Genomic DNA, 21,293 nt, shown 5'->3' with positions numbered 1-21,293 from the left:
CTGCAATGATGGCGAACGTCTAATCATCTGGAAAATACAATATGCAACAAACTGACGGCGCACTCGTGTTGTTTAGCGGCGGACAAGATTCCGCCACCTGCCTGGCCTGGGCACTGGAGCGCTACGCGCGCGTGGAAACCATCGGTTTCGACTACGGCCAGCGCCACGCCATCGAGCTGACCGTGCGCCCCACGGTGCTGGGCAAGATGCGCGCCTTGAAGAGCGACTGGGATGCGCGCCTGGGCGAGGATCACATGGTCGACCTGTCCCTGATCAGCAAGATCTCGGACACCGCCATGACCAGCAACGTGGCCATCGAAATGCAGGCCAACGGGCTGCCAAACACCTTTGTACCCGGGCGCAACCTGCTGTTCATGACCGTGGCGGCCACGGTGGCCTACCGGCGCGGCCTGAACGTGCTGGTCGGCGGCATGTGCGAGACCGATTTTTCGGGCTATCCGGACTGCCGCGACGACACCATGAAGGCCTTGCAAGTAGCCCTGAACCTGGGCATGGCCACCCGCCTCAAGCTGGAAACGCCGCTGATGTGGATCGACAAGAAGCAGACCTGGGAGCTGGCGCAGCAAGCCGGCGGCGCGGCGCTGGTCGACCTGATCCGGGAAGACACCCACACCTGCTACCTGGGCGAGCGCGGCGCGCTGCATGCCTGGGGCTACGGCTGCGGCACCTGCCCGGCCTGCGCCTTGCGCGCGCGCGGCTACCTGCAATACACCGGCGCGGCGTGAGCGAGGCGGCGGCCGCGCCAGCCTGCTATCGGCCGTTGCCGTGGCAATGGCGTGGCCGCATCGGGCGCGTGCGCTTTGCGGCGTATGCGTTCCCGGTCTTCGCGGTGTATTTACTGCTGCTGTACTGGGCGCGCATGAGCGATGGCGGACAGGCCCTGCCTGACCGGGTGGCGCAGTTCGCCCCGCTTGTCTTGATGGTCCTGCTGTCCATATTGCCGGTCACGCGCCGCCTGCATGACATGCGCCTGCCGTCGCGCATGGCGCTGGTACTGCTGGCGCCGTTGCTGATTGCGCCGGATGCGGTGCTGGTGCTGTTGTATGGCGTGCTGGCCTGTTACCCAGGCGAGCGGGACAGCAACCGTTTCGGCCCGCCACCCTGCCCGAACAGCGGGTGGACGGTCGGCGCGGCCTGCCTGTGGCTGGTGTTCCCGCTCGCGGCGGCGTGGCTGGCCTACAGGATCGCAAGCTCGCCTCCTTTGCCTCCGCTGCCGCCAAAGCACGGTGCGCACCACATTCCCGCAGCCCCGGCGGGGCAGCCGTGAGCACGCCTGCGCCTGCCGCCACGCCGCGCCTGTTGCAACTGGCCGGACGAATCGGCCGCGTGCGCTTCATGGCGTATGCCCTGGCGCCGGCCGTGCCGCTCTTGTATGTGGCGCCGTGGATGGTGGACATCTGGTGGAGCGGGCCTGGCGTGGCTGCGCGTTTGCCGTTCCTGCTGGCGCTGGCGGTCATCGCCTCGCGCCGACTGCGCGATATCGGCCTGCCGTGGTGGCTGGCCGCGCTGCTGCTGGCGCCGCTTTCCGGCGCCTGGGCCTGGCTGCATCTGGCCTTGCTTGTCCTGCTGGCCGTCATTCCTGGCAGTCAGCTGCCGAACCGCGACGGCGCGCCGCCGTGCCCGCCCCCTGGCTGGATGACAGCCTTGGCCTGCCTGTGGCTCGTGCCTCCGCTGGTCATGCTGGCGCTGGTGGTCGCGCTGTCACCCAAGCCGGAGATGCCGTCCCCGGGCGCTGCCTCGGTATCCGAGCGGCAAATCCAGTCTATTCAATTTGCATGATTATTTATCAACATTTTTGTTGTTGAAACGATGTCCGCGTAGTACATTCAAGCCAGTGACAACTCCCCGATAGCGCACGCTGGCGCGTCCGCGGCGCCGGACGCGGTGCCCAGCCGCGCACCCGCTTTTGTCACTGCCCGCACTATGGTTTTAGTCTTTCCGCTGTTGAATTACATGGTTCATCCATCAATCAATCAGGAGACTTGATACATGCCATCCCCCGTCAGTTACCGTATTCACCCCTCGATCGGCGTCGGCCGCGTCGGCAACAGCCTGCATGAGTACTACCTCGCACCAGACAGCATCGGCGGCTTGCCGATCGAAGCGGGCGCCAGCGGCGATCCGGTGCTCGAGAATGGCGCGCCGAAACGGGTGACTCAGTTCAAGGACGCCAAAGGCCTGATCAAGCGCCAGGCGGCCACCTTCGCCATTTACCAGTCCACCCCGGACGGCCTGGGCGAGGTCGAACTGGACCTGACCGGCGACCTGGTCGAATCGGTGGTCTGGTCGGTGCATGTGGCCAACAAAAAGGCGGCATGGTGGGATTTCACGCCCCTCCTGGGCGACCTGATGTTCGGCCAGTACAACAGCTACGAGACCTGGCAGGAGCCGCCCGAAGCCTGGGGCGTGGAAGGCCCGGTGACCGGCTACCGCAATCCCGATGTGGCGGGCGACGCGCGCAAGGCCCTGATCGTCGATCCGGGCCCGCGCAGCGTGCGCGGGCCGCTGGCGGCGCCAGTGGAATTTACGGCCGACACGGTGCCGGCGACCTACCCCCACGCCAGCTTCCCGCCGGCTCAGCCGAGCCAGGGCTTGCCGGTCAAGTCGCTTGGCGAAATCCGCACCGACTCGCGCGCCAAGCTGCTGGTGCTGGGCGGCTTCGGTCACGCCGGCGGCGACGAGAGCATTACCGGTTTCGGCGGCGGCAATACCTGGCACGACGATATCGCCGACGGTCCGGTGACGGCCACCGTCACCTTCAAGGACCAGAGCGTGGTCACCTTGTCGGCCTGGGTGGTGATCGGCTCACCCAAGTTCGCGCCGCAGCTGGTCAATGTGTCGACCTGGGACGACGTGGCGATGGATTGCGCGCTCAAGTACCAGGGCGCCCGCCCCGACGTCTACGACCTGGCCAGGTGGCCGGCCAGCGCCGGCTGGAATCCGGACTACCAGGTCAACTACTGGGAAGACATCAAGCCTTTTCTCAACCGCATGGCCGACTACCAATGGGTGGCGACGGTGCCGTCGATGACGGCTTTCATCAACCCGCCCTTCGATCCGAACGACACCAGCGAGCAGGCGGCCGGGCTGCGCGCGCAGTTTCTCAGTTACTTCCGCAACCCGCCGGCGCGGCGCGACGCCACCCTGGACCAGCCGGCCGGCTTTGCCGACACCCAGAACCAGCAATTGTTCAGCGGCGGCTTGCAGGAAACCACCGGCATTCCGCTGGTGCCGATGAATTCGGGCTCGAATTCGGTACGCAACAATGTGATCGACAAGTTTTCGGTGCTGACCGATACCCAGTATTTCCTGCTCAAGCAATGGGCCGATGGCAAGTTCTCAGCGACCGCGCCGGCCTTGCGCATCCCCAACGTGCACCCGCTCGACCAGGCTGGAATCGGCAATTGCGTGGGCGAGCCGATGTGCCCCGGCATCGAAGTGACCTGGTCGGTGCGCAACCCGACCGTGTACGCGGCGCCGTACCAGATCCGCCACCGCCATGACGAAGCGTATTACAACGCGCACGGCCTGTCGTGGTCGGCCGACGAAACCGCGCCCGTCGACTGGAGCGCGCCGACCGTGGGCGCCGGTTGCGAGCCGGGCGACCTGACCAAGCGCATGGCCATTCCGTGGCAGGCCGACTTCTTCGATTGCTCGGTCCAGTTCATCAATTTCGATAATCCGAACCAGGTCAAGGACCCGGCCACGATGATTCCGACGCCGCCCACCTATTATTCCTACTGGTGGCCGCCACAAAGCCCGTGGAACGTCATCGCCGGCGGCTATACCGCCGAGGAGCAGAGGCTGACCGGGGTGCCGGCCGGGATGCAGGTGATGTACAGCCGCGGCGTGAACAGCTTCACGCAGATGATCACCGCGTGGAAGTACCTGGGTTTCGTGGCCAACCAGAACCACGACCCGGCGTCCGGGCGCGCCTATCCGTATTTTGCCGAACAGGAGCGCAACCACCGCCAGTTCCACATGGCCAGCGTGGCGGTCGGCAATGTGAGCAGCTTCGTCACCAGCGACGATTCGACCTTTTATCCGGCCTGGTTCCTCAAGGATGAAGACCCCGCACCGCAGACACGCGAGGGCGACACCCCGCGCAAGATATTGACCCTGTCGCATGGCCGCACCAGCCGCCGCTGACACGGGCGGCCCGCGCGCCGGGGAGGACGACGCCGATATCGATGTCGACGTCGTCATTCTCGGCGCCGGGCCGGCGGGCGCCGCCGCCGCGATCACCCTGCGCCGCTATACGCAGCTGCGCGTGGCGCTGGTCGAGCGGCGCCTGTTCGACCCTTTTCGTCCCGGCGAGACCGTCTCGCCGGCCCTGTTTCCCCTGGTGGACTACCTGGGCATCGCGCGCGCCAGCTTCGAGGAACGCCATCTGCAATCGTACGCGCACGCCGCCGCCTGGGGTGGCGACGAGCTGGTGGTGCGCGACTTCCTGTTCAACGGCCAGGGCAGCGGCCTGCACCTGGACCGGCTGGCCTTCGACAGCATGCTGCTCGACCAGGCCGGCCAGCTCGGCGCGCGCATCGTGCAGCCGGCCGAACTGCTGGCCATCAGCGGGGGCGAGCGCTGGAGCGTCGCGCTGCGCCAGGGCCAGGCTAAGCGCGCGCTGAGCGCCGCCTACCTCATCGATTGCAGCGGGCGCAGCAGCGTGATGGTGCGCCAGCAGCAGTGCGCGGTGCTGCAGACCGACCGCATGGTGGGGGTATACGCCTACTATGACGCCAGCGCGGCCGACGGGCGCGAGCGGCTGCAGCGCACCCTGGTCGAAACCACCGAAAACGGCTGGTTCTACCTGGCGCCGCTGCCGGGCGGGCGCACGGCGGCGGCCTTCATGACCGATGCCGAGAGCTTGCGCACGCTCGACCTGCTCGATCCGGACACGTGGCGGCGCCATGCGCTGGCCAGCACGCATATCGGCCCGCTGGTGCGCGCGCTGGGGGCGCCGCAAGCGTTCCGCCAGTATCCGGTCCACAGCCGGGTGGCGCGCCTGCCGGCCAATGCCGCCTGGACCGCGGCCGGGGATGCGGCGGCCAGCTTCGATCCGGTGTCGTCGCTGGGCATCGGGCACGCGCTCAGTTCGGGCATCCAGGCCGCCCGGGTGGCGCATGCCTACCTGGAGCAGGGTGGCGGACTGGGCGAGGGCTACCGCCAGTCACTGCTCGATCATTTCCAGTCGTACGCGGCGACCCGGCGCAGCCTGTACGCCAACGAGCAGCGCTGGCCGCAATCGGGGTTCTGGCAGCGCCGCACCGGCGCCCTCTGCGCTCAGGGGCAGGACGGCAGCCGTACCAGGCCGAACCCCGGACTGGGTCCGGCGGCCGGCAGCAGCGACGGGATGGTGCGCACCAGGTCGACCTCGATAAAGTAGCTGTTGGCGCGAAAGTCGAGGTCGGCGCAGGTGCTGCCGATGCGGTTCTGGAAGCCGGCGGCGAGCGGGAAGCTGTTGCTGTCGAGTGCCAGCAGGGCCGTGAGGGCGCGCGTGCTGTAGTTCAAGGCCATCAGGCGCACCCGCACTTGCGTCACCACGCCCGGGTCGAGCAGGAGCGTGTCGAGGAAGCGCCGTTCGACCAGCCCGGCGCCGCCCCAGGTGTCGCTGATCTGATAGCGGATCGTGCAGGTGGTGGCGGCCGCGCCGCCCAGGCGCACGGCGTTGCCGTCGAACACTGCCGCGCCGGCGCAATTGTCATCGAGAACGCCGCTGCTGCCGACGCTCGACCAGTTGCTGTCGGCCAGTGCGGCGGCGGGCGCGAGGATGGCCGCCAGCGCCAGCGCCGCCATGCGCGGTGAGGGGAAATGGGAAGGCATGATGACTCCTTGCGAAAGGTGAAGGGCAAAGCGGGCGCCGGCCAGCCGGGCCCGCCTTGATGCCATTCCAGACTACGGCTTGCGCAGCTGGCATCCTTGCGCCCGCTCACCGGAGCGGCGGGCCCGCACGCCGCTGCGTGGGCCTGCCTCAATTTCCTGCCATGCGCTGTCGAACAGACCTCTCGGGCAACACTTCCCACGCTATAATCAAGTTGAACACCAGTCATTGATTCCAAATTAGCATTCTTAACTGCGCGCCAAGCGACGCCATCCCCACCATGCGCCTTGCCCTGCTGACCGACCTGCACGCCAACCGCGAGGCCTTCGCCGCCTGCTTGGCGCATGCGCACGCGCACAAGGCCGACCAGTTCGCGTTTACGGGCGACTTCGTGGGCTACGGGGCCGATCCGGCCTGGGTGGTGCAGACCGTGATGGACTACGTGGCGCGCGGGGCGCTGGCGGTGCAGGGCAACCACGACTTTTCCGTGACCCATGAAACCCGTCCGCAAATGCATTTCGAGGCGCGCGAAGTCATCGAATGGACGCGCGGCCAGCTCAACGCCGAGCAGATGGCCTTCCTGTCGGCCCTGCCGCTGACGCGGGAACTGGAGCGCATGCTGTTCGTCCACGCCAGCGCCCACGATCCGGTGAAATGGGAATACGTGACCGGGCTCGAGCATGCCGAGCGCAGCCTGCGCGCGGCCAAAAAGCGCCTGGTGTTTTCGGGCCATGTGCACACGCCGGCCCTGTACCGGCGCGCCGACGACGGCCGCATGGGCTCGCACGTGCCGGTGCCGGGCACGCGCATCGCCATTGCCCCGCAGCACCAGTATCTGGTGATCCCGGGCGCGGTGGGCCAGCCGCGCGACGGCAACAGCGCCGCCTGCTACGCCATGTACGACGACAGCGCGCGCGAGCTGGTGTATTACCGCATTCCCTACGACAACGGGGCCGCCGCGCGCCGCGTGATCGCCGCCGGACTGCCGATCGTGTTCGCGATGCGACTGATCGAGGGCATTTGACAACAGGCGTGTTGCAACGCAAGGATGGCTCACGTACTATCAGTTGGTAAGTGGCCCGTTGCGGGCCCGCACCCAGGATCGTTTCCATGGACCAAGCCGCTCCCACGCCGGCCATACCGGCTGCGCCCGCACGGGCGCGTCCAGCCGCCTGGTTCGGCGCGGCCGCGCTGGCCACCCTGGTGATGGCGCTGTGCCTGGTGCTGACCTGGCAGTTGTGGGAAGCGGCGCGGCGCGACGCCGAGCGCGACCTGCGCAGCGACTTCGACGTCGCCGCGCGCGACGTGGTCAACCAGCTGGCGCTGCGCATGGCGGCCCATATCCAGTCGCTGCGCGGGGTGCACGGGCTGTTCAACAGTTCCGATGATGTCACGCGCCAGGAATTCACCGATTTCGTGCGCGCCCAGCAGGCCGATGCCGATTATCCCGGCATGAAAGCCATCGGCTATATCGCCGTGATTACCGACGCCGGGCGCGCCGCGCACCTGGCGCAGGTGCGTTCAAGCGGCCTGCCCGATTACGCGATCGCCCCGCCCGGCACGCGCCCCACCTATGCCCCGCTGCTGTACCTGGAATCGTTCACCGGCGCGCGCCTGCGCGCGCTCGGGCACGATATGCTGAGCGAGCCGCCGCTGCGCCAGATGCTCGAGCAGGCGCGCGACAGCGGCCAGCCCACCATGTCGGGCAAGACCACGGTGGCGCGCGAACGCGGGCGCGCCGCCTCGGACGGCGTGCTCATTGCGCTGCCGGTGTACATCGGGCGCCGTGCGCCGGACCACATCGGACAGCGGCGCGACCTGCTGCGCGGCTGGATCTACGCCCCGTTCGTCATGGAAGACCTGATGGCGCAGGTGGGCGGCGAGCGCGCCGCCGAGATCCGGGTGGCGGTCCATGACGGCAACGAGATCACGCCGGCGGCGCTGATGGCGGCCGGCGCCGTGTCCGCGCTGCCGGGCGTGGCGGCGCTGCGCACCGAGCAGCGCATCGGCATCGCCGGGCGGCGCTGGACCCTGGTCATCGAAGCTGGTCCCGGCTTCGGCGACGCCCAGCGCAACGACGCGCCGCAGCTGGTGCTCACGCTCGGGCTGGCGGTGACGGTGGTCCTGACCCTGCTGACCTGGATGCTGGCGCGCAGCAGCGCCATGGCCGGCAGCGCCCTGCGCCAGTCGCTGGCGCTGACGGGCGAACTGAAAGCCGGCCAGCGGCGCCTGGTGGCGCTGGCCGACTCGGCGCAGCGGGCCCAGGCCATGATGCGCAGCATCCTCGATTCGACCTTCGACGCCATTCTGGTCGACAATGGCGACCGCCTGATCCTGGCCTCCAACCAGCGTTTCCGCACGCTGTGGAGCGTGCCTGACGAACTCGACCTGGCCGGCGAGGACAGCGCCGTGGTGGCGCACCTGCTGAGCCAGCTGGTGCAGGCCGGGCCGCTGCTGTACAGCCGTTCGCTGCAACTGGCCGACCACGACGAGCACCGCGAGCTGCTGCGCCTGAAAGACGGGCGCTTCATCGAACAGCTGACGCGCCCGGTGCGGCTGGGCCAGGAAGGCGCGCGCCTGTGGTCGTTCCGCGACATCACCGAACGCAAGCAGATCGAACAGCGCGAGCGCGCGCACCGCCACGTGCTCGAACTGCTGGCGCACGGCGCGCCGCTGCCAGCGGTGCTGGGTGCGGTGGTGCTGGGGGTGGAGTCGACCAATTCCGGCATGCTGTGCGCGATCCTGCTGCTCGACGCCGAAGGGCGCTTCCTGACCACCGGCGCCGCGCCCAGCCTGCCGGGTTTCTTCAACGCCGCCGTCGATGGCTTGCCGGCCAGGCCCGGCTGCGGTTCGTGCGGCACCGCCGCCGCCACTGGCCGGCGCGTGATCGTCGAAGATATCCAGACCCACCCCGACTGGGCCGGCTACCGCGAGATTGCCGCGCGCGCCGCTCTGGCGTCGAGCTGGTCGGAGCCGATCCGCGGCGCTTCCGGACGCGTGCTGGGCACCTTTGCGATCTACCACCGCACCCCGCATTACCCGAGCGCGGCACACGTGGTGCTGATCGAGCAGGCCGCCCAGCTGGCCGGCATCGCCCTCGAACAGGCCCAGGCCGCGCAGGCGCTGCGAGTGGGCGAAGAACGCTTTCGCAGCCTGTACGACCATGCGCCGGTGGCGCTGTGGGAGCAGGACTGGTCGGGCGCGCGCGAGGCCGTGGCGCGCCTGAAGGAAGGCGGCGTGGACGCCTTGGGACTGTGGCTGCGCGAGCGCCCCGAGGAAGCGCAGCGCCTGGCGGCGCTGGTGCGTGTCACCGACGTCAATGGCGCCGCGCTGGTGCACGTGGGCGCCGCCAGCAAGGAGCCGGGCATCCTGGGCCTGGCGCAGAACTTCGGCAGCCTGCGCGCGGGCGCCTTTATCGACGCGCTGGTGGCGCTGACCGGCGGCGCCCTGTTCTACGAGTGCGAGTGCAGCTTCCTGCGGGTCGATGGGGTGGCGCGCCAGCACCAGCTGACTCTCTTGGTCATGCCGGGCCACGCGCAGTCGCTCGACTTTGTGATTGCCTCGACGGTCGACATCACTGAACGCAAACGGATCGATGAAGAACTGCATGCGCTGGCCAGCACCGATTTCCTCACCGGGCTGCCGAACCGGCGCGTGTTCATGGCGCGCCTGGACGACCAGTTCGCGCGCTTGCAGCGCAGCGTGGACGAATGCGCCTCGGTGCTGATGCTCGACATCGACCACTTCAAGCACGTCAACGATGTGCATGGTCATGCGGTGGGGGATGCGGTGCTGCGCCACATGGCGGCCCTGATGCGCTGCGGCCAGCGCAAGATCGACACCCTGGGCCGGGTCGGCGGCGAAGAATTCGCGGTGCTGCTGCCGGGGACCACCGGGGCGGCGGCGCAGCAGTATGCGGAGCGCCTGCGCCAGAGCGTGGCCGAGAGCCCGCTCGACGGCGATGGGCGCAGCATTGCGATCACGGTCAGCATCGGCATTGCCAGCATCGAGGCCGGCGATAGCGGCCCGGATGCGGCCCTGATCCGCGCCGACAAGGCGCTGTACCGGGCCAAGGCGGCAGGGCGCAACCGCGTGTGCGACCATGCCGAGGCCGCCGCGCCGGTTCTTACAAGGGTTTGACGGCGTCGTGCGCAGCGCCGTCCTGCGCGGGCTGCCGGCGCTGTTGGCCATCCCTGCGCGCCAGGTACCAGACGATGGCCAGCACGCATGCCAGCGGCAGCAGCAGGGGCGAGGCCAGCAGGCCGACGAACAGCAACAGCAGCGCCAGGGCGCCCACGGCCAGCACGCCCAGGCCGGCGAACAGCACCGCCAGCAGCACCCCGACGCCCAGCAGGACCAGGGCGCCGATGAGCAGGCCGCCGCCGGCGAACAGCACGCCGAACAGGGTGCCGAGCGGGCCGTCGAGGTGTTCGCCATCGATGTCGATGGACATGCCGGACGAACCGGCCATGGCCTCCCAGGCGAGCACGATGAACAGGAACAGCAACAGCAGGGGAGCGAATTTTTTCATGGCAGTGGTCTCGGTCGGGTTGGCGTGGCGTGTCGGTTGGTACGCTTGCACAGTAGCGCTGCGGGCGGCGCGGCGCCATGCGGATGCGACAGACTGCACATTTGACGGGGTGAACGGGGCTGCGCGCAGGGCCGGCGCCGGCTTACTGAAAACGCAATTTTTCACCTTGAAAATTCGAATTTATTGCCTATACTGAATTCTCTGTCGCATGGAGATGCATATGGAATTTGTTCACTATTCAGGGGACCGGTGGGCGCTGAAAGCCGGCGACTTCGTGGCGCGCCAGTTGGGCATCCTGCTCGCCGGTGGCGGACCCAAGGGGCCGCCGTCGGCGCCGCCCGCGATTCCACCGATTATCATCAATCCGTTCACCTACAGCACGCCGGCGCCAGCGATCGATCCGCGCATTCCCCCGCCCGGTCCGCCGTTGCAGCCGCCCGCACCACCGCGCCAGCGGTTCGCATAAAAAAAAGCCCACCGGAACAGGTGGGCTTTTTTTATGCGCGCGCTCGTTCAGCGGCTGCGCTTGCGCGTCAGGGCGAGCATGAGCGCCCCCGCGAGCAGCAAGGCCCCGGTGCCCGGCTCCGGCACCCGCGACGGGCCCGGATCGAGCTTGCCGTCGAACGCTTGCAGATGCAGTTCGCCGCGCTGGTCGAGCGACCTGACGAACACCCCGCCTTCGATATTCTGGTTGTTGGTCAGGTGTGCCGACGGCGCCAGGATGGTGCCGCCGAATTGCGCATTGGTGGTGATGCTGGTGGCGTTCTGGAAATTCCAGATCAGCTTGCTGCCGAGGCTCTGTGCCGAGCCGCCCAGGAAATTGGCGCCGATGGTCGCGTCCAGGCCGCTCGCATTGAGGATCACGGTGCTGGCGTCGCCCAGGTGGAATTCGAATTCGCTGGCCTTGAACACGCCGGCGTCGAACAGGTTGAACACCGCCACGCCGTTGGCGTTGGCCACGGCGTTGAAGGTGGCCTTGCCGTAGCCGTTGAAGGTAACGCTGCTGCCGGTGCCGCTCATCCGGGCCAGGCTGGACGAAAGCGCGCCCAGCTGGGCGGCGAAATCGGTCGAGCGCGCGGCGTCGGCGCCCGCCTGCATGGCGCTGGTGAGCGATGGCACCCGTCCGCCGTTCATATTGCTGCCCTGCAGGCTGCCGCCGATCCAGGCCGCGCCGTTCAGATTGCTGTTGCTGACGTTGCCATAAATCACCCCGGTGCCGCTGTTGATGGTCGAGCCGTTCAGGTTGCCCCCGACAACGGCGCCGCCGGCATTGACCTTGACGTCGCGCGCATTGCCGATCACGGTCAGGCCGGCGTAGGCCGAGGCCGGCATGTCCTTGGCGTGCTGCGCATAATCGCCGCCGCTGGCCTTGCCACCGACCCAGGTGCGGCCATCGACGTGCGACTGCGAGTTCATGTCGGCCAGCACCACGGCGTTGAACTCGTGCAAGATTTGCTGCGAGCTGAGCGGTGTGGCGGCCGCTTGCGTGGCGAACACGGTGGCGGCGATGGCGATAGCGGCGAGGCGGAGAGGGCGGGCGATCATGGGATACCTGTGAACGGCGAAGAAGGATGCTGCGGTGCAATATTTCCGCGCGCTAATAGTAGCGTTATTCCAATAGCAATGCAAGTGGTAATTCATGCCATGCTTTGCGCATGAGGAGCGGGGCTGCGGCGGCGCTGCTGTGGAGTGCGGCGAATTCGACTATCATTCTCCTTTCGGGCGACGCCCGCACCATGGATGCGACCTCATGACAGAAGAATTCCCCGAAGACATCCCCCAGGACGACGACGCACCCGTGCAGGAGCCGCGCCTGTGGAAGGGCAATGGCTGGACCGCGCGTGTGATCAAGAACGAGGATGACGAAGGCTGGGCGGTGGCCATGATCAAGGATGGCGAGCCGGAGCCGGCGCTGGTTGGCCCGTGGACCATGGGACGCGATAAAAAGAATCCCAAGCCGCTCGACACCAACGCCTTCAACACCCTGGTCAAGACCGCCGCCGAAGTACTGCGCCGTCACGAACAGCAACTGCACGCCATGCTGCACAAGAACACCGTGGTGTGGCACGAAGGCGCCGACATCAAGGTCACGCTCGATATCGTGCCGGACGACGAGCATCCGTACGCGCTGCTGGCCGCCTTTAACGAAGATGGCGAGCAGATCGCCCAGGTGCGCACCTCGGCCGGTTTCAAATTAAGCCCCGCCAGCGCCACAGCCTGGATCGAAAACGACTTCCGCAACCCTGCCTGACCTGCTAGTATTTCCCTGATGTACTATTAAAGGGAAATGCGATGGAAAGCCGTCTTGACCGTCTGGAAGCCGTCCAGGCCATGTTGCTGGGCATCGGGCAGATCTCGACGGGGTGCACCGACATCACCGAGTTCGTGGCGGCGGTGCACCGGGCGCTGGGCCGCATCATGTATGCGGCCAATTTCTATGTGGCGCTGAGCGACCGCGACGAGGGTACGGTGCGCTTCGTCTACTACGTCGACGAGCGCGACGCCGCCCCCGATCCCACGGAAAAGCTGCGCCTGGCCTCGCCCGAGCAATCGCCCACCGCCTGGGTGATCATGAACCGCCGCAATATGGTCATGACCAAGGATGAAAGCGCCCGGCACCAGGTCGATGGCCATGCCTGGGGGCGCGGCACCCGCGCCGAGCAGTGGATGGGCTGCCCCTTGCTCGACCATCAGCACCAGGCGCTGGGCGCCATCGTGCTGCAAAGCTACAGTCCCGCACATACCTACAGCGATGAAGACCAGGCGCTGTTTTCCCTGATCGCCAATCATGTCTCGAATGCGCTGCAAGGCATGCAGAGCATGGACCGGCTCGAGCGCGCGGTGCAGGAACGCACCGCCCTGCTGGCGCACGAGGTGGCCGAACGGCGGCGCGCCGAAGCGGTGCAGCATGCGCTGTACGAAATCGCCAACCTGTCGGCCTCGGCGGTCGATGCGGAGATGTTGTCGAGCAATCTGCATAACATCATCAGCGAGCTGATCGTCGCCGAAAATTTCCTGATCGCCCTGTACCACCCCGAAACGAACGAGTTCAGCATCCCCTATTTTGTCGACCAGAAGCATGCCGAGGCGCCGGTCAAGCGTTTTGCTTACGGCGTGGGGATGAGTTCGTATGTGCTCGACAGCAAACAGGCCTGCCTGCACGATGCGGACAGCTATGCGCGGCTGGTGGCCGAACGCAGCATGGGCGAGCCGCTCGGCAGTGTCGACATCGCCAGCTGGATGGGCGCGCCGATGCTGGTGCACGACCAGCCGTACGGGGTGATCATCGTGCAGAGTTACGATCCGGCCATCGTGTACAACGAGGCTGATCTGGAGTTGCTGGCGTTTATGGCCAGCCACGTGGCGGTGGCGATTGCGCGCATGCAGGCCGACCGCGCGGTGCGCGCCGCCAAGGAACGGCTGGAGCAGCAGAATTCGGCCTTGAATGCGGCGCTCACCGCCTTGCAGGATGCGCAGTCCGAACTGGTGCGCCAGGAAAAGCTGGCCTCGCTGGGACGGCTGGTGGCGGGCGTGGCGCACGAGATCAATACCCCGCTGGGCATTTGCGTGACGGCTACCAGCCACCTGGTGCAGGAGTTGAAACTGACGCGCGAGGAACTGGCGGCGGGCGAGATGACCGAGGATAGCCTGGCGCAGTTTTTCGACATCATCGACCAGTCGCTCAAGATCATGACCACCAATACCCAGCGCGCGGCGGCGCTGGTGCGCAGCTTCAAGCAGGTGGCGGTGGACCAGTCGTCGGACGATATCCGCAGTTTTAACATGAAGGCTTACCTGGACGAAGTGCTGCTGTCGCTGCAGCCGCGCCTGAAGGGGCGGCCTGTGAAGGTGGTGGTCGATTGTCCGGACGACATGGTGCTGGAGAGTTTTCCGGGGGCGGTGTCGCAGATCGTGACCAATCTGGTGATGAATTCGCTGGTGCATGGGTACACGCGGGAGCAGGCCGGGGAAATCAGGATCGAGGTCAGGCTCGACGGCGGGCAGGTGTGGTTCGATTACCGCGACGACGGCGCCGGTATGGACCAGGAGACCTTGGGGAAACTGTTCGATCCGTTCTTTACCACGCGGCGCGGGCAGGGCGGCAGCGGGCTGGGGGCGCATATCGTGTACAACCTGGTGACCGGGCCGCTGGGCGGGTCGGTGAAGGTGAATAGCGCGCCGGGGGAGGGGCTGCATTACCGCTTGAGGTTCCCGCAGAGCCGGAAATAGAAAATTGCGCCAGTAGGATCAATGAGGCATGCTGGCGGGTCTGCCACGACGGAGCATAGCGACATTAAATTTGGTGGGCAACGCGCCAATGGCCGCATGATTCTTCAGGGGTAAGCGCAGACGATCGCTGCAGGCCGGAGCGTTCGAACAATACAATTGCGCGACCGGTCAATCGTTAGCGCAGCGTAGCTCGTCCCGAACGTCTGGGCAGGATCGTCGAAACGGTACGCCTTCCTCTTCCCCAGTACGGTTCGGTGTCCGGGAAACGGCTCAACCGTAGAAACCGATGCACATGGAGCCGCGAGATATGCACCCTCCCAACCGGGGCGGCGGCCTTGATATCCCATCTGGAACTCAAGTGCGGCCCCAGGCCATAGCGAGGCGAAGTATGTCGTCGAGATCGCCATCGGCAACAGCCTCGGCAACCACACGCCCCCTTAATGCGCCGTGCTTGCGCTGGAAAAAAAGAAGTTTGCTCGATGGGTCGGCGTTGCCGAGCGTGCGGTTGATGCGGGCTAGTTGACTGCGATCAAGCTTGAGCCCGTCGCGCGGGTACCACGGCTTGCCATCGGCCCATACGGAAAATATCTCGCCGCGTTTGCTTGCAGCGTTCACAGCTTGCACACTCGTGTTCCAGGCTCTCGCCACTGTCCGCGCGTCGACGAGGACACCTTCCCGAATCCATCTCGACATCCAGGCATCGCCCCGTGCGCAGGCACGCGCGATGGCTTCCTGGTTTGCGCGTCTGATGGCATCGTCCCCTGTTGCGTCCGGCTGGGTAAGAATCGCTGCTGGCATGGTGCGCCCCCTTTTTCACCTGCAGTCTAGTTTGGACATGCAAACGGCACGAAGGTTCAGTATCAACGGGCCGCTGGCGGGTCGGTCAAGGTGGAGAGTACGCTACAACGTCAAATTGCCGCGAAGATTGTCAGAAATCGGATTTTCTTCCTATGTCGAATATACGTTCCAGGCAGGTCGTCACCGCGGAAAATTCTTGCTCGGAAACCTGAATGTCAAGGATGCGGGAACTGGTCCAAAAAAACACGTTGTCATCATCGGCAGAAAGGTCAAATTTGATCGCTTCACCCGATGTTTCGTATCGGATTCTGGCAGATGTGAAACCATGTATCTGGTCGTCTGCTTCGACGTAAACGGCATCCGGTTCTTCATATTCATCCCTGGCAAATGAGATCTAATATGGAATATCAGATTGCTTGAAGTAGAAAGTAATGGCAAAAAGCCCGTCGTACTGGAATTCAGTGTCGATCTGCACTCTATCCGGTATCATCATATCAGATCTCTTATTCAGTATTTTATCGGGAGGGTGTTGCTCTGCCGGCGCACGCGGTCTATCCGCTAATCGTGAATGAATGTGTCTTGCTCTATCTTCCCATTGAAACACTGTCACCGTCAGAAATCATCTGAATTTCCCCTTCTTCCTAAAAGCTGCTCCAATAGCGATAATTGATCGTCGATAGTTTGCCGTCGACATAGTTTTAGTCATTTTCGCTATACTCGCCGTTATCTTCTATTCCGCAGCTCTTCTGTATTTCCCCATTGTTCTTGCTTGCATGAACTACGACGTCAAGAAATGCTTCAACAGACCCATCCCCCAGACCGCTCAATATGAATGTCCGGATTAATATTGTTTTATACCCCAAGGATGATTTTTATTGTACAGACGGTTATAGCCAACTTTTATTAAGTCAAGTTTTACTGACTGGAGGAATTTTGTTATTTCTGAATGGAACTCATTCAGATCAAATCTGCTTGGCTGGGGCAAGTCCTGTAGTTCGTTCAAAAATTGATTGTCTGATGCAGATGTCCACCAAGAATGTATAAACACATATTTTTCGCCAGGCTCGATATCAAACAAGCAAGTGATTTGAGGCGATAAAAAACTTTCACGGGATTTTTTTCCGAGCCGAAGATCTGCCTCGATTCTCACCATGTCGGCATAAACATCAGCTATGCAATTCATGCACAAGTTAATGGGAATGTCGCAAAAATTGATTGTCCAGTCTCGATAATCATCGCCATAAAGAGAATCTATTGCCGATCCGATGTCGTTACTGTGCCGCGTAGGCACCAGCCTGGATACGCAAGGTGGTCTGGTAATCGTGAAGCGTGTCATCTTTTCCTGTTTGTCTGATCATGCTTTCAAGCTGCGGCTGCGGACTCCGACAACGAATCGATCAGGAACGCGTGTATTTTCTTCGAAAAATTGCTTTCCTCTAGTAATGTCGGCAGCACTAATGTATAGCAGGTTGCATTGGCCAGGATGATCGTCGAATCATGCGGGCAAGATGACATGAGATGGGCGGGGCGGATGATACTTGCTATATGAATGTCGCTCTGAAAAAATGGACTCCATTGTGCGCCGAACATAAAGCATCCTTCTCCTTCTTCATTCAGCGCATAGCCGTTTTCTTCATGAAAATCATCCATTGCGGCATTTTTTGAAACGAAAATTTCGACTTCGCCCTCGCTGCGCTCATCGTCAACCAGCGCAGTTGGCCACATCAGGCTGACCTTGTTCAGAAAGCTGGCGGTCGTTTTCTCGGCGGGTATATTTGACCAGTATGTATAGTCCGACCCGGTGATTTCCATTGTTTTTACTCCGTGTTAGTCAAGACAGGAAATACTGGCGATCACGCTTTCCACGCGACTGAACAGTTATCTTTGTTTTTTCATGCCGGCAGTGAACTCGATCGCTGTCCACGGTTTTCTGTACGCTCAGGATGATAGGTGCACAGAGTGAAAGCCTGGCAGACCGCCTCACCAATGTCAGTACAGCTCGCTGTCCCGGGCAATGTGATTGCGCAATCTTCCATCGGGCCGTACCAGGGTTGAGCGATGCAGTTATCGTAGGGAAATATCGTCAACGAATTCTTGAGGAGGTCTTGTATAAGCTGAACTTGTCGCGAATTTTTTTCCAAATCCATGATGCCGCGCGCGCCAACCCAATTGGATATGGCTTTGTTGCGGGCTTTCAGATTATATTCTCCATAGGGGTGGGCTCGCGAGTCATAGTCAGCAAGGGCCTTTGCTACCGCAGCGCCCATCTCTCGCGCAGAACAATCTGTCCTCAGTGCCGCACTCAGAGCGGCATAGTCACTGGCTAATTGCTGCGAGCCATGCGCTGGGTTGAGGATTTGACCTTGCTGACACTCTTCAATGACGAAATAAGCGTTCTTGAATTCATAGATACGCGTTTCTGCATAGGTATACACCGTCGTCGGACTTCGTTTCATGATTTCGCCATTCAGAGGGGTACCAGTTTCCCTGCACATCCTTCAAGGTCCCCGGCGGACCCGCATCGGGCACACGGTACGCCGGAAGGCAACGCAGGCGCAGGCGCAGGCGTCAGTGCGCCACAAGGAATCGATCATCGCATGGCGAAAAGATAACTAACAGTGTTATTTGGGGCAAGACGGCGCACGCCGGGTTGCGGCGTGGCGAGGTCCGCCAGCGCGGCTGTCCCTCAATCGTGCCAGGCGTGCGGCGGAAAGACGAGGGCTACAACTTCCCTGTTGGGCGGAAATGGAACAGAAGCGCGGGCTCAGTCCGGCCAGCGCCGGTTGATATCCACCGCCGCGTCGATGTTGGCAATGAGCAGTTCCACAAACACGGGATCGAGATGCTGGCCCGACACTTCGCGCAGGTGCGCCACCACCTCCTCCACCGGCCACGCTTCTTTGTAGCAACGCTTGTGACTGAGCGCATCGAACACGTCGGCCACGGCGACGATGCGCGCGTAAATGTGAATGTCCGGCCCCATCAAGCCCTGCGGATAACCGCTGCCGTCGAATTTTTCGTGATGCTGGTGCGCGATCACCGCCGCCGCCTTGAGGATCGGGCGTGACGAGCCATCCAGGATCGACAGCCCCACCGTCGGATGCTGCTTCATGATTTCCCATTCCTCGGGCGTGAGCTTGCCCGGCTTGAGCAGCACCGCGTCGGGCGTGGCGATCTTGCCGATGTCGTGCATCGGCGCGGCGTGCATCAGCACCGCCGTTTCATCTTCCGGCATGCCGGACGCCTGCGCCAGCATATGGCACACCTGCGACATGCGGCGTACGTGGTTGCCCGCTTCGTTCGAGCGCGATTCGACCACGTCGCCCAGGCGCATGATCAGCTCGGCCTGGGTGTCGGTGATCTCTTGCGTAAGCAGAATATTGTCGAAGGCGATGGCCACGCCGGAACAGAATACTTCCAGCAACTGCGCATCGATATCGGCAATTTCCTCCACGCCCTTGAGCACCAGCAAAGATGCCTTGCCGCTGCTGTTCGGGAAGTAGCCGACGAAGGTGTCGCCATGCAAGCGCGAAATGCGGTTGCTGCGCGCGTCGTCGAGCTGGGCCATCAGTTCCGGCCCGAGCATGCTCTCGCCGATGTCGCCGATCTGGGCCAGCACTTCGTATTCGCTCTCGCCGGTAATGACGCTGGCGCCCGACAGGCGCAGCAGCATGCTTTTTTCCAGCCGCAGCAGGGCCACGACTTGTTGCAGCAAGCCGCTGGCGAAGTCTTTCAGGTTGCGCTGCTGGAAAATATGCGCCGAGGCGGCGATCACCCGCTCCAGCCCTTCGCGATAGTTGGCTTGCAGCAGGCGCGCTTCTTCCACCTTCATGATGTCGCGGTAGGCGCGCAGGGCGGCGAAGGTGGTGGTGAACAGTTTGGTGCGGTCGAGCTCGGTCTTTTCCTTGTAATCGTTGATGTCGTAATTGACGATCACGCGCTCTTCCGGCGCCTGCCCCGGCTGCCCGGTGCGCAGCACGATGCGGGTGAACTGGTTGCCCAGGTCTTCGCGCATCCAGCGCGCCACTTCCAGGCCGCTGTCGTCGTTTTCCATCACCACGTCGAGGAACACCAGCGCAATATCGGTCTCGCGCGCCAGCACTTCCTTCGCTTCGGCCCCGGTGTAGGCGTGCAGGAAGGTCAGCGCGCGCCCGTCGAGGCGGAAACGGCTCAGGGTCAGCTTGGTGATGTCGTGGATGTCCGGCTCGTCGTCGACAAGCAAAACTTTCCATGGAGCGAGTTTGGGCGTGGCGGGTGACAGAAATGACATGAACGGGTTCCGATACCGGTTGTGGCGAGGCAAGCGCATCGACAGCCCAAGGCCGTCCCGTGACGCGCGGGGGGACCGTTCGATTGTAGTCCCACTCCACTCTATTAACAACAAGCAATACACGACCCCGTGTGCATGTGGCGCTATTTTCTCAAGGATGTCGCGCGCACGCCATCAACCGTAGCGTTTCTGGCATCGCTCGCAGTAGAAAGCGCGGCGTTTGCTCAGGCCCAGATTGCCTTTTGAGAAAGGAATGTCGCAGCGTGGACAGGTGCTCTTGCGGTGCGCCAGCCAGTGTTGTTTCAGTACGTATTGTTTTTTCCATTCGAGGAAATCGAAACTGTACTGACGCGCTTGCTCGACCAGGGCGCGCAGCTTGGGCGCCGGCAGCGCGCCGATGGTCGAGAGCGGGTGCAGGCGAATCCGGAACAGCACTTCGTTCTTGATGATGTTGCCCACCCCGGCGAAGATGGTCTGGTCGAGCAGGGCGTCGCAGGCCAGCATGGCGGGCGCGGCGCGCAGCTTCTTGCGCGCCTTGGCCGCATCCCAGGTGGGCGACATGATGTCGGCGTCCCAGTCGTAGGCCGCGTCGAGGTCGGGTTCGATGTGCTTGACCGAGCAGGCGTAGAAGTTGAGCTCGCTGCCATCGGCAAAGGCGAGCGCCATGCGCGGCGGCTTGTCCTTGCGCTCGTTGATGCGGTAACTGCCGAACAGCATGAAGTGAATCCGCAGCACCGTGTGCGGCAGTTCGATAAGGAAATGCTTGCCCCAGCTGCGCAGCGACACGATCGGCTGCCCCTCCAGGCTGGGCAGGTCGACGGTCTTGGTGTTGCCGCTGGCGTGGACGATTTCCTTGCCGACGAAGGCGCTGGTTTCTTCACGCAGGATGACGAGTGATGGTCCTTCTGGCACGGTGATCTCCTTTTTGCCGATTCTGGATTGAAAGCGGGAAGGGCACCGTGAGGCGGCTAACATTTCGATACAAACGGCGACAATGCGTGGACCGACAGCCTTGTCAAAAGCGCGTATATTCAGCGTGAAGAAGCGCGTTGCGCATCGAAAGGATCTGAACATGAAAACCGTATTGACGAAGGTAGTACAGGCAAGTGCGCTGGCGGCCGTGATGGCCATGCCGGCCATGGCGGCCACGGCGGCGGCATCGGTGTCGTATGTCGAGCCGGACCGCTTTACCGACGTGCCGTTCACGCCGTGGGAGCGCGAACGCGTGCTCAAGCAGTTGACGGACCACTTCGACAAGCTGGCCTCCAGCCTGCCGCCGGGGCAGGAGTTCAAGGTGGAAGTGCTCGATGTCGACCTGGCGGGCCAGACCAAGCCGAATTTTCGCGGTGGACAGGATCTGCGCGTGATGAACGGCGGCGCCGACTGGCCGCGCATCCATTTTCGCTACAGCATCACCGAGGGCGGCAAGGTCATCAAGTCGGGCGAGGAAAAGCTGAGCAATATGCAGTACCTGCAACGCATGAATCATTACGGTAACACCGAGCTGCTGCGCTACGAAAAGCAGATGCTCGATGACTGGTTCAAGCAAGCCATGGGCGTGGACCCGGCCGCGATGCGCCAGGCGACGCGCTAGGCGACGCGCTAGGCAGGGCGCGAAGCCG

21 protein-coding genes are annotated in these 21,293 nt (G+C 63.7%); 12 read left to right on the top strand and 9 right to left on the bottom strand.

Annotation, left to right across the window (positions count from 1 at the left end):
• Nucleotides 1-41 precede the first annotated feature (41 nt).
• The 5 genes from queC to F1609_RS25780 all read left to right on the top strand — a co-directional run bounded on the left by queC (nt 42) and on the right by F1609_RS25780 (nt 5,407).
• Nucleotides 42-746 (top strand): 7-cyano-7-deazaguanine synthase QueC, encoded by a 705-nt coding sequence (gene queC / locus F1609_RS25800; protein WP_167079505.1) that lies wholly within the window; start codon nt 42-44, stop codon nt 744-746.
• Nucleotides 743-1,288 carry a DUF805 domain-containing protein gene (locus tag F1609_RS25795; RefSeq protein WP_167079504.1) on the top strand — a complete coding sequence of 182 codons (546 nt, stop codon included), beginning with the start codon at nt 743-745 and terminating at the stop codon, nt 1,286-1,288. The genes queC and F1609_RS25795 overlap by 4 nt, the downstream gene beginning before the upstream one ends.
• Nucleotides 1,285-1,800, top strand: coding sequence for a DUF805 domain-containing protein (locus F1609_RS25790; RefSeq protein WP_167079503.1), 516 nt, complete (start codon nt 1,285-1,287; stop codon nt 1,798-1,800). The genes F1609_RS25795 and F1609_RS25790 overlap by 4 nt, the downstream gene beginning before the upstream one ends.
• A 210-nt stretch (nt 1,801-2,010) precedes the next feature.
• Nucleotides 2,011-4,170 carry a CTQ-dependent lysine 6-oxidase LodA gene (gene lodA, locus F1609_RS25785; protein WP_167079502.1) on the top strand — a complete coding sequence of 720 codons (2,160 nt, stop codon included), beginning with the start codon at nt 2,011-2,013 and terminating at the stop codon, nt 4,168-4,170.
• A complete protein-coding gene (locus tag F1609_RS25780; RefSeq protein ID WP_167079501.1) occupies nt 4,148-5,407 on the top strand; it encodes an FAD-dependent monooxygenase in 1,260 nt (419 codons plus the stop codon). The genes lodA and F1609_RS25780 overlap by 23 nt, the downstream gene beginning before the upstream one ends.
• Here the strand turns inward: F1609_RS25780 and F1609_RS25775 are convergent.
• Nucleotides 5,305-5,844 (bottom strand): hypothetical protein, encoded by a 540-nt coding sequence (locus F1609_RS25775; RefSeq protein ID WP_167079500.1) that lies wholly within the window; start codon nt 5,842-5,844, stop codon nt 5,305-5,307. The two genes, F1609_RS25780 and F1609_RS25775, sit on opposite strands and share 103 nt — an antisense overlap.
• A gap of 278 nt (nt 5,845-6,122) precedes the next feature.
• Here F1609_RS25775 and F1609_RS25770 point away from each other — a divergent pair, with 278 nt between their 5' ends.
• Entirely contained in the window at nt 6,123-6,866 is a 744-nt protein-coding gene (locus F1609_RS25770) for a metallophosphoesterase family protein (RefSeq protein WP_167079499.1), read from the top strand.
• Between the two features lie 86 nt (nt 6,867-6,952).
• On the top strand, nt 6,953-9,982 hold the full coding sequence (locus tag F1609_RS25765) for a CHASE domain-containing protein (RefSeq protein WP_167079498.1): 3,030 nt from the start codon (nt 6,953-6,955) through the stop codon (nt 9,980-9,982).
• Here F1609_RS25765 and F1609_RS25760 read toward each other — a convergent pair.
• Nucleotides 9,969-10,373, bottom strand: a complete 405-nt coding sequence (locus F1609_RS25760) for a hypothetical protein (RefSeq protein ID WP_187363133.1) — start codon at nt 10,371-10,373, stop codon at nt 9,969-9,971. The genes F1609_RS25765 and F1609_RS25760 overlap by 14 nt on opposite strands.
• A 220-nt stretch (nt 10,374-10,593) precedes the next feature.
• On the opposite strand from F1609_RS25760, the gene F1609_RS25755 reads away from it, so the two are divergent.
• Nucleotides 10,594-10,839, top strand: coding sequence for a hypothetical protein (locus F1609_RS25755; RefSeq protein WP_167079497.1), 246 nt, complete (start codon nt 10,594-10,596; stop codon nt 10,837-10,839).
• A gap of 47 nt (nt 10,840-10,886) precedes the next feature.
• Here F1609_RS25755 and F1609_RS25750 read toward each other — a convergent pair whose 3' ends face one another.
• Nucleotides 10,887-11,918, bottom strand: coding sequence for a choice-of-anchor A family protein (locus tag F1609_RS25750; protein WP_167079496.1), 1,032 nt, complete (start codon nt 11,916-11,918; stop codon nt 10,887-10,889).
• 205 nt (nt 11,919-12,123) lie between these two features.
• On the opposite strand from F1609_RS25750, the gene F1609_RS25745 reads away from it, so the two are divergent.
• Nucleotides 12,124-12,624 carry a hypothetical protein gene (locus F1609_RS25745; RefSeq protein ID WP_167079495.1) on the top strand — a complete coding sequence of 167 codons (501 nt, stop codon included), beginning with the start codon at nt 12,124-12,126 and terminating at the stop codon, nt 12,622-12,624.
• Nucleotides 12,625-12,665: 41 nt separating this feature from the next.
• A complete protein-coding gene (locus tag F1609_RS25740) occupies nt 12,666-14,603 on the top strand; it encodes a GAF domain-containing sensor histidine kinase (protein WP_167079494.1) in 1,938 nt (645 codons plus the stop codon).
• Nucleotides 14,604-14,957: 354 nt separating this feature from the next.
• Here the strand turns inward: F1609_RS25740 and F1609_RS25735 are convergent, their stop codons facing one another.
• The gene (locus F1609_RS25735) at nt 14,958-15,227 is read right to left on the bottom strand and encodes a hypothetical protein (RefSeq protein ID WP_167079493.1); all 270 of its coding nucleotides are present in this window, start codon (nt 15,225-15,227) and stop codon (nt 14,958-14,960) included.
• A gap of 100 nt (nt 15,228-15,327) precedes the next feature.
• On the opposite strand from F1609_RS25735, the gene F1609_RS25730 reads away from it, so the two are divergent.
• Complete coding sequence (locus F1609_RS25730) at nt 15,328-15,792, top strand: hypothetical protein (protein WP_167079492.1); 465 nt, start codon at nt 15,328-15,330, stop codon at nt 15,790-15,792.
• Nucleotides 15,793-16,242: 450 nt separating this feature from the next.
• On the opposite strand, the gene F1609_RS25725 is transcribed toward F1609_RS25730, so the two are convergent.
• From F1609_RS25725 to F1609_RS25705, 5 genes are all read right to left on the bottom strand, one after another.
• Nucleotides 16,243-16,737 carry a hypothetical protein gene (locus F1609_RS25725; RefSeq protein WP_167079491.1) on the bottom strand — a complete coding sequence of 165 codons (495 nt, stop codon included), beginning with the start codon at nt 16,735-16,737 and terminating at the stop codon, nt 16,243-16,245.
• Nucleotides 16,738-16,763: 26 nt separating this feature from the next.
• Nucleotides 16,764-17,213 (bottom strand): hypothetical protein, encoded by a 450-nt coding sequence (locus tag F1609_RS25720; protein ID WP_167079490.1) that lies wholly within the window; start codon nt 17,211-17,213, stop codon nt 16,764-16,766.
• An 80-nt stretch (nt 17,214-17,293) separates the two neighbouring features.
• Complete coding sequence (locus F1609_RS25715) at nt 17,294-17,857, bottom strand: contact-dependent growth inhibition system immunity protein (protein ID WP_167079489.1); 564 nt, start codon at nt 17,855-17,857, stop codon at nt 17,294-17,296.
• 308 nt (nt 17,858-18,165) lie between these two features.
• Nucleotides 18,166-19,671 carry a response regulator gene (locus F1609_RS25710; RefSeq protein WP_167079488.1) on the bottom strand — a complete coding sequence of 502 codons (1,506 nt, stop codon included), beginning with the start codon at nt 19,669-19,671 and terminating at the stop codon, nt 18,166-18,168.
• A gap of 174 nt (nt 19,672-19,845) precedes the next feature.
• Nucleotides 19,846-20,583, bottom strand: a complete 738-nt coding sequence (locus F1609_RS25705) for a DNA-formamidopyrimidine glycosylase family protein (RefSeq protein ID WP_167079487.1) — start codon at nt 20,581-20,583, stop codon at nt 19,846-19,848.
• A 160-nt stretch (nt 20,584-20,743) separates the two neighbouring features.
• Between F1609_RS25705 and F1609_RS25700 the strand changes: the two genes are divergently transcribed.
• The gene (locus F1609_RS25700; protein ID WP_167079486.1) at nt 20,744-21,265 is read left to right on the top strand and encodes a DUF3016 domain-containing protein; all 522 of its coding nucleotides are present in this window, start codon (nt 20,744-20,746) and stop codon (nt 21,263-21,265) included.
• The last annotated feature ends 28 nt before the right edge of the window (nt 21,266-21,293 follow it).

The organism is Massilia aquatica, from assembly GCF_011682045.1.
Classification (GTDB): domain Bacteria; phylum Pseudomonadota; class Gammaproteobacteria; order Burkholderiales; family Burkholderiaceae_D; genus Telluria_A; species Telluria_A aquatica.
Note: the sequence above shows the minus strand (reverse complement) of the source record. Positions and strands in the feature narration are given on the sequence as shown.

Bases quoted from the DNA above. Each gene is read 5' to 3' on its own strand.
- F1609_RS25755 (WP_167079497.1), top strand. From the start codon at position 10,594: ATGGAATTTGTTCACTATTCAGGGGACCGGTGGGCGCTGAAAGCCGGC.
- F1609_RS25725 (WP_167079491.1), bottom strand. From the start codon at position 16,737: ATGACACGCTTCACGATTACCAGACCACCTTGCGTATCCAGGCTGGTG.
- F1609_RS25750 (WP_167079496.1), bottom strand. From the start codon at position 11,918: ATGATCGCCCGCCCTCTCCGCCTCGCCGCTATCGCCATCGCCGCCACC.
- F1609_RS25745 (WP_167079495.1), top strand. From the start codon at position 12,124: ATGACAGAAGAATTCCCCGAAGACATCCCCCAGGACGACGACGCACCC.
- F1609_RS25770 (WP_167079499.1), top strand. From the start codon at position 6,123: ATGCGCCTTGCCCTGCTGACCGACCTGCACGCCAACCGCGAGGCCTTC.
- F1609_RS25720 (WP_167079490.1), bottom strand. From the start codon at position 17,213: ATGGAAATCACCGGGTCGGACTATACATACTGGTCAAATATACCCGCC.
- F1609_RS25780 (WP_167079501.1), top strand. From the start codon at position 4,148: ATGGCCGCACCAGCCGCCGCTGACACGGGCGGCCCGCGCGCCGGGGAG.
- F1609_RS25760 (WP_187363133.1), bottom strand. From the start codon at position 10,373: ATGAAAAAATTCGCTCCCCTGCTGTTGCTGTTCCTGTTCATCGTGCTC.
- F1609_RS25730 (WP_167079492.1), top strand. From the start codon at position 15,328: ATGGCTTCCTGGTTTGCGCGTCTGATGGCATCGTCCCCTGTTGCGTCC.
- F1609_RS25700 (WP_167079486.1), top strand. From the start codon at position 20,744: ATGAAAACCGTATTGACGAAGGTAGTACAGGCAAGTGCGCTGGCGGCC.
- F1609_RS25775 (WP_167079500.1), bottom strand. From the start codon at position 5,844: ATGCCTTCCCATTTCCCCTCACCGCGCATGGCGGCGCTGGCGCTGGCG.
- F1609_RS25710 (WP_167079488.1), bottom strand. From the start codon at position 19,671: ATGTCATTTCTGTCACCCGCCACGCCCAAACTCGCTCCATGGAAAGTT.
- F1609_RS25740 (WP_167079494.1), top strand. From the start codon at position 12,666: ATGGAAAGCCGTCTTGACCGTCTGGAAGCCGTCCAGGCCATGTTGCTG.
- lodA (WP_167079502.1), top strand. From the start codon at position 2,011: ATGCCATCCCCCGTCAGTTACCGTATTCACCCCTCGATCGGCGTCGGC.
- queC (WP_167079505.1), top strand. From the start codon at position 42: ATGCAACAAACTGACGGCGCACTCGTGTTGTTTAGCGGCGGACAAGAT.
- F1609_RS25765 (WP_167079498.1), top strand. From the start codon at position 6,953: ATGGACCAAGCCGCTCCCACGCCGGCCATACCGGCTGCGCCCGCACGG.
- F1609_RS25715 (WP_167079489.1), bottom strand. From the start codon at position 17,857: ATGAAACGAAGTCCGACGACGGTGTATACCTATGCAGAAACGCGTATC.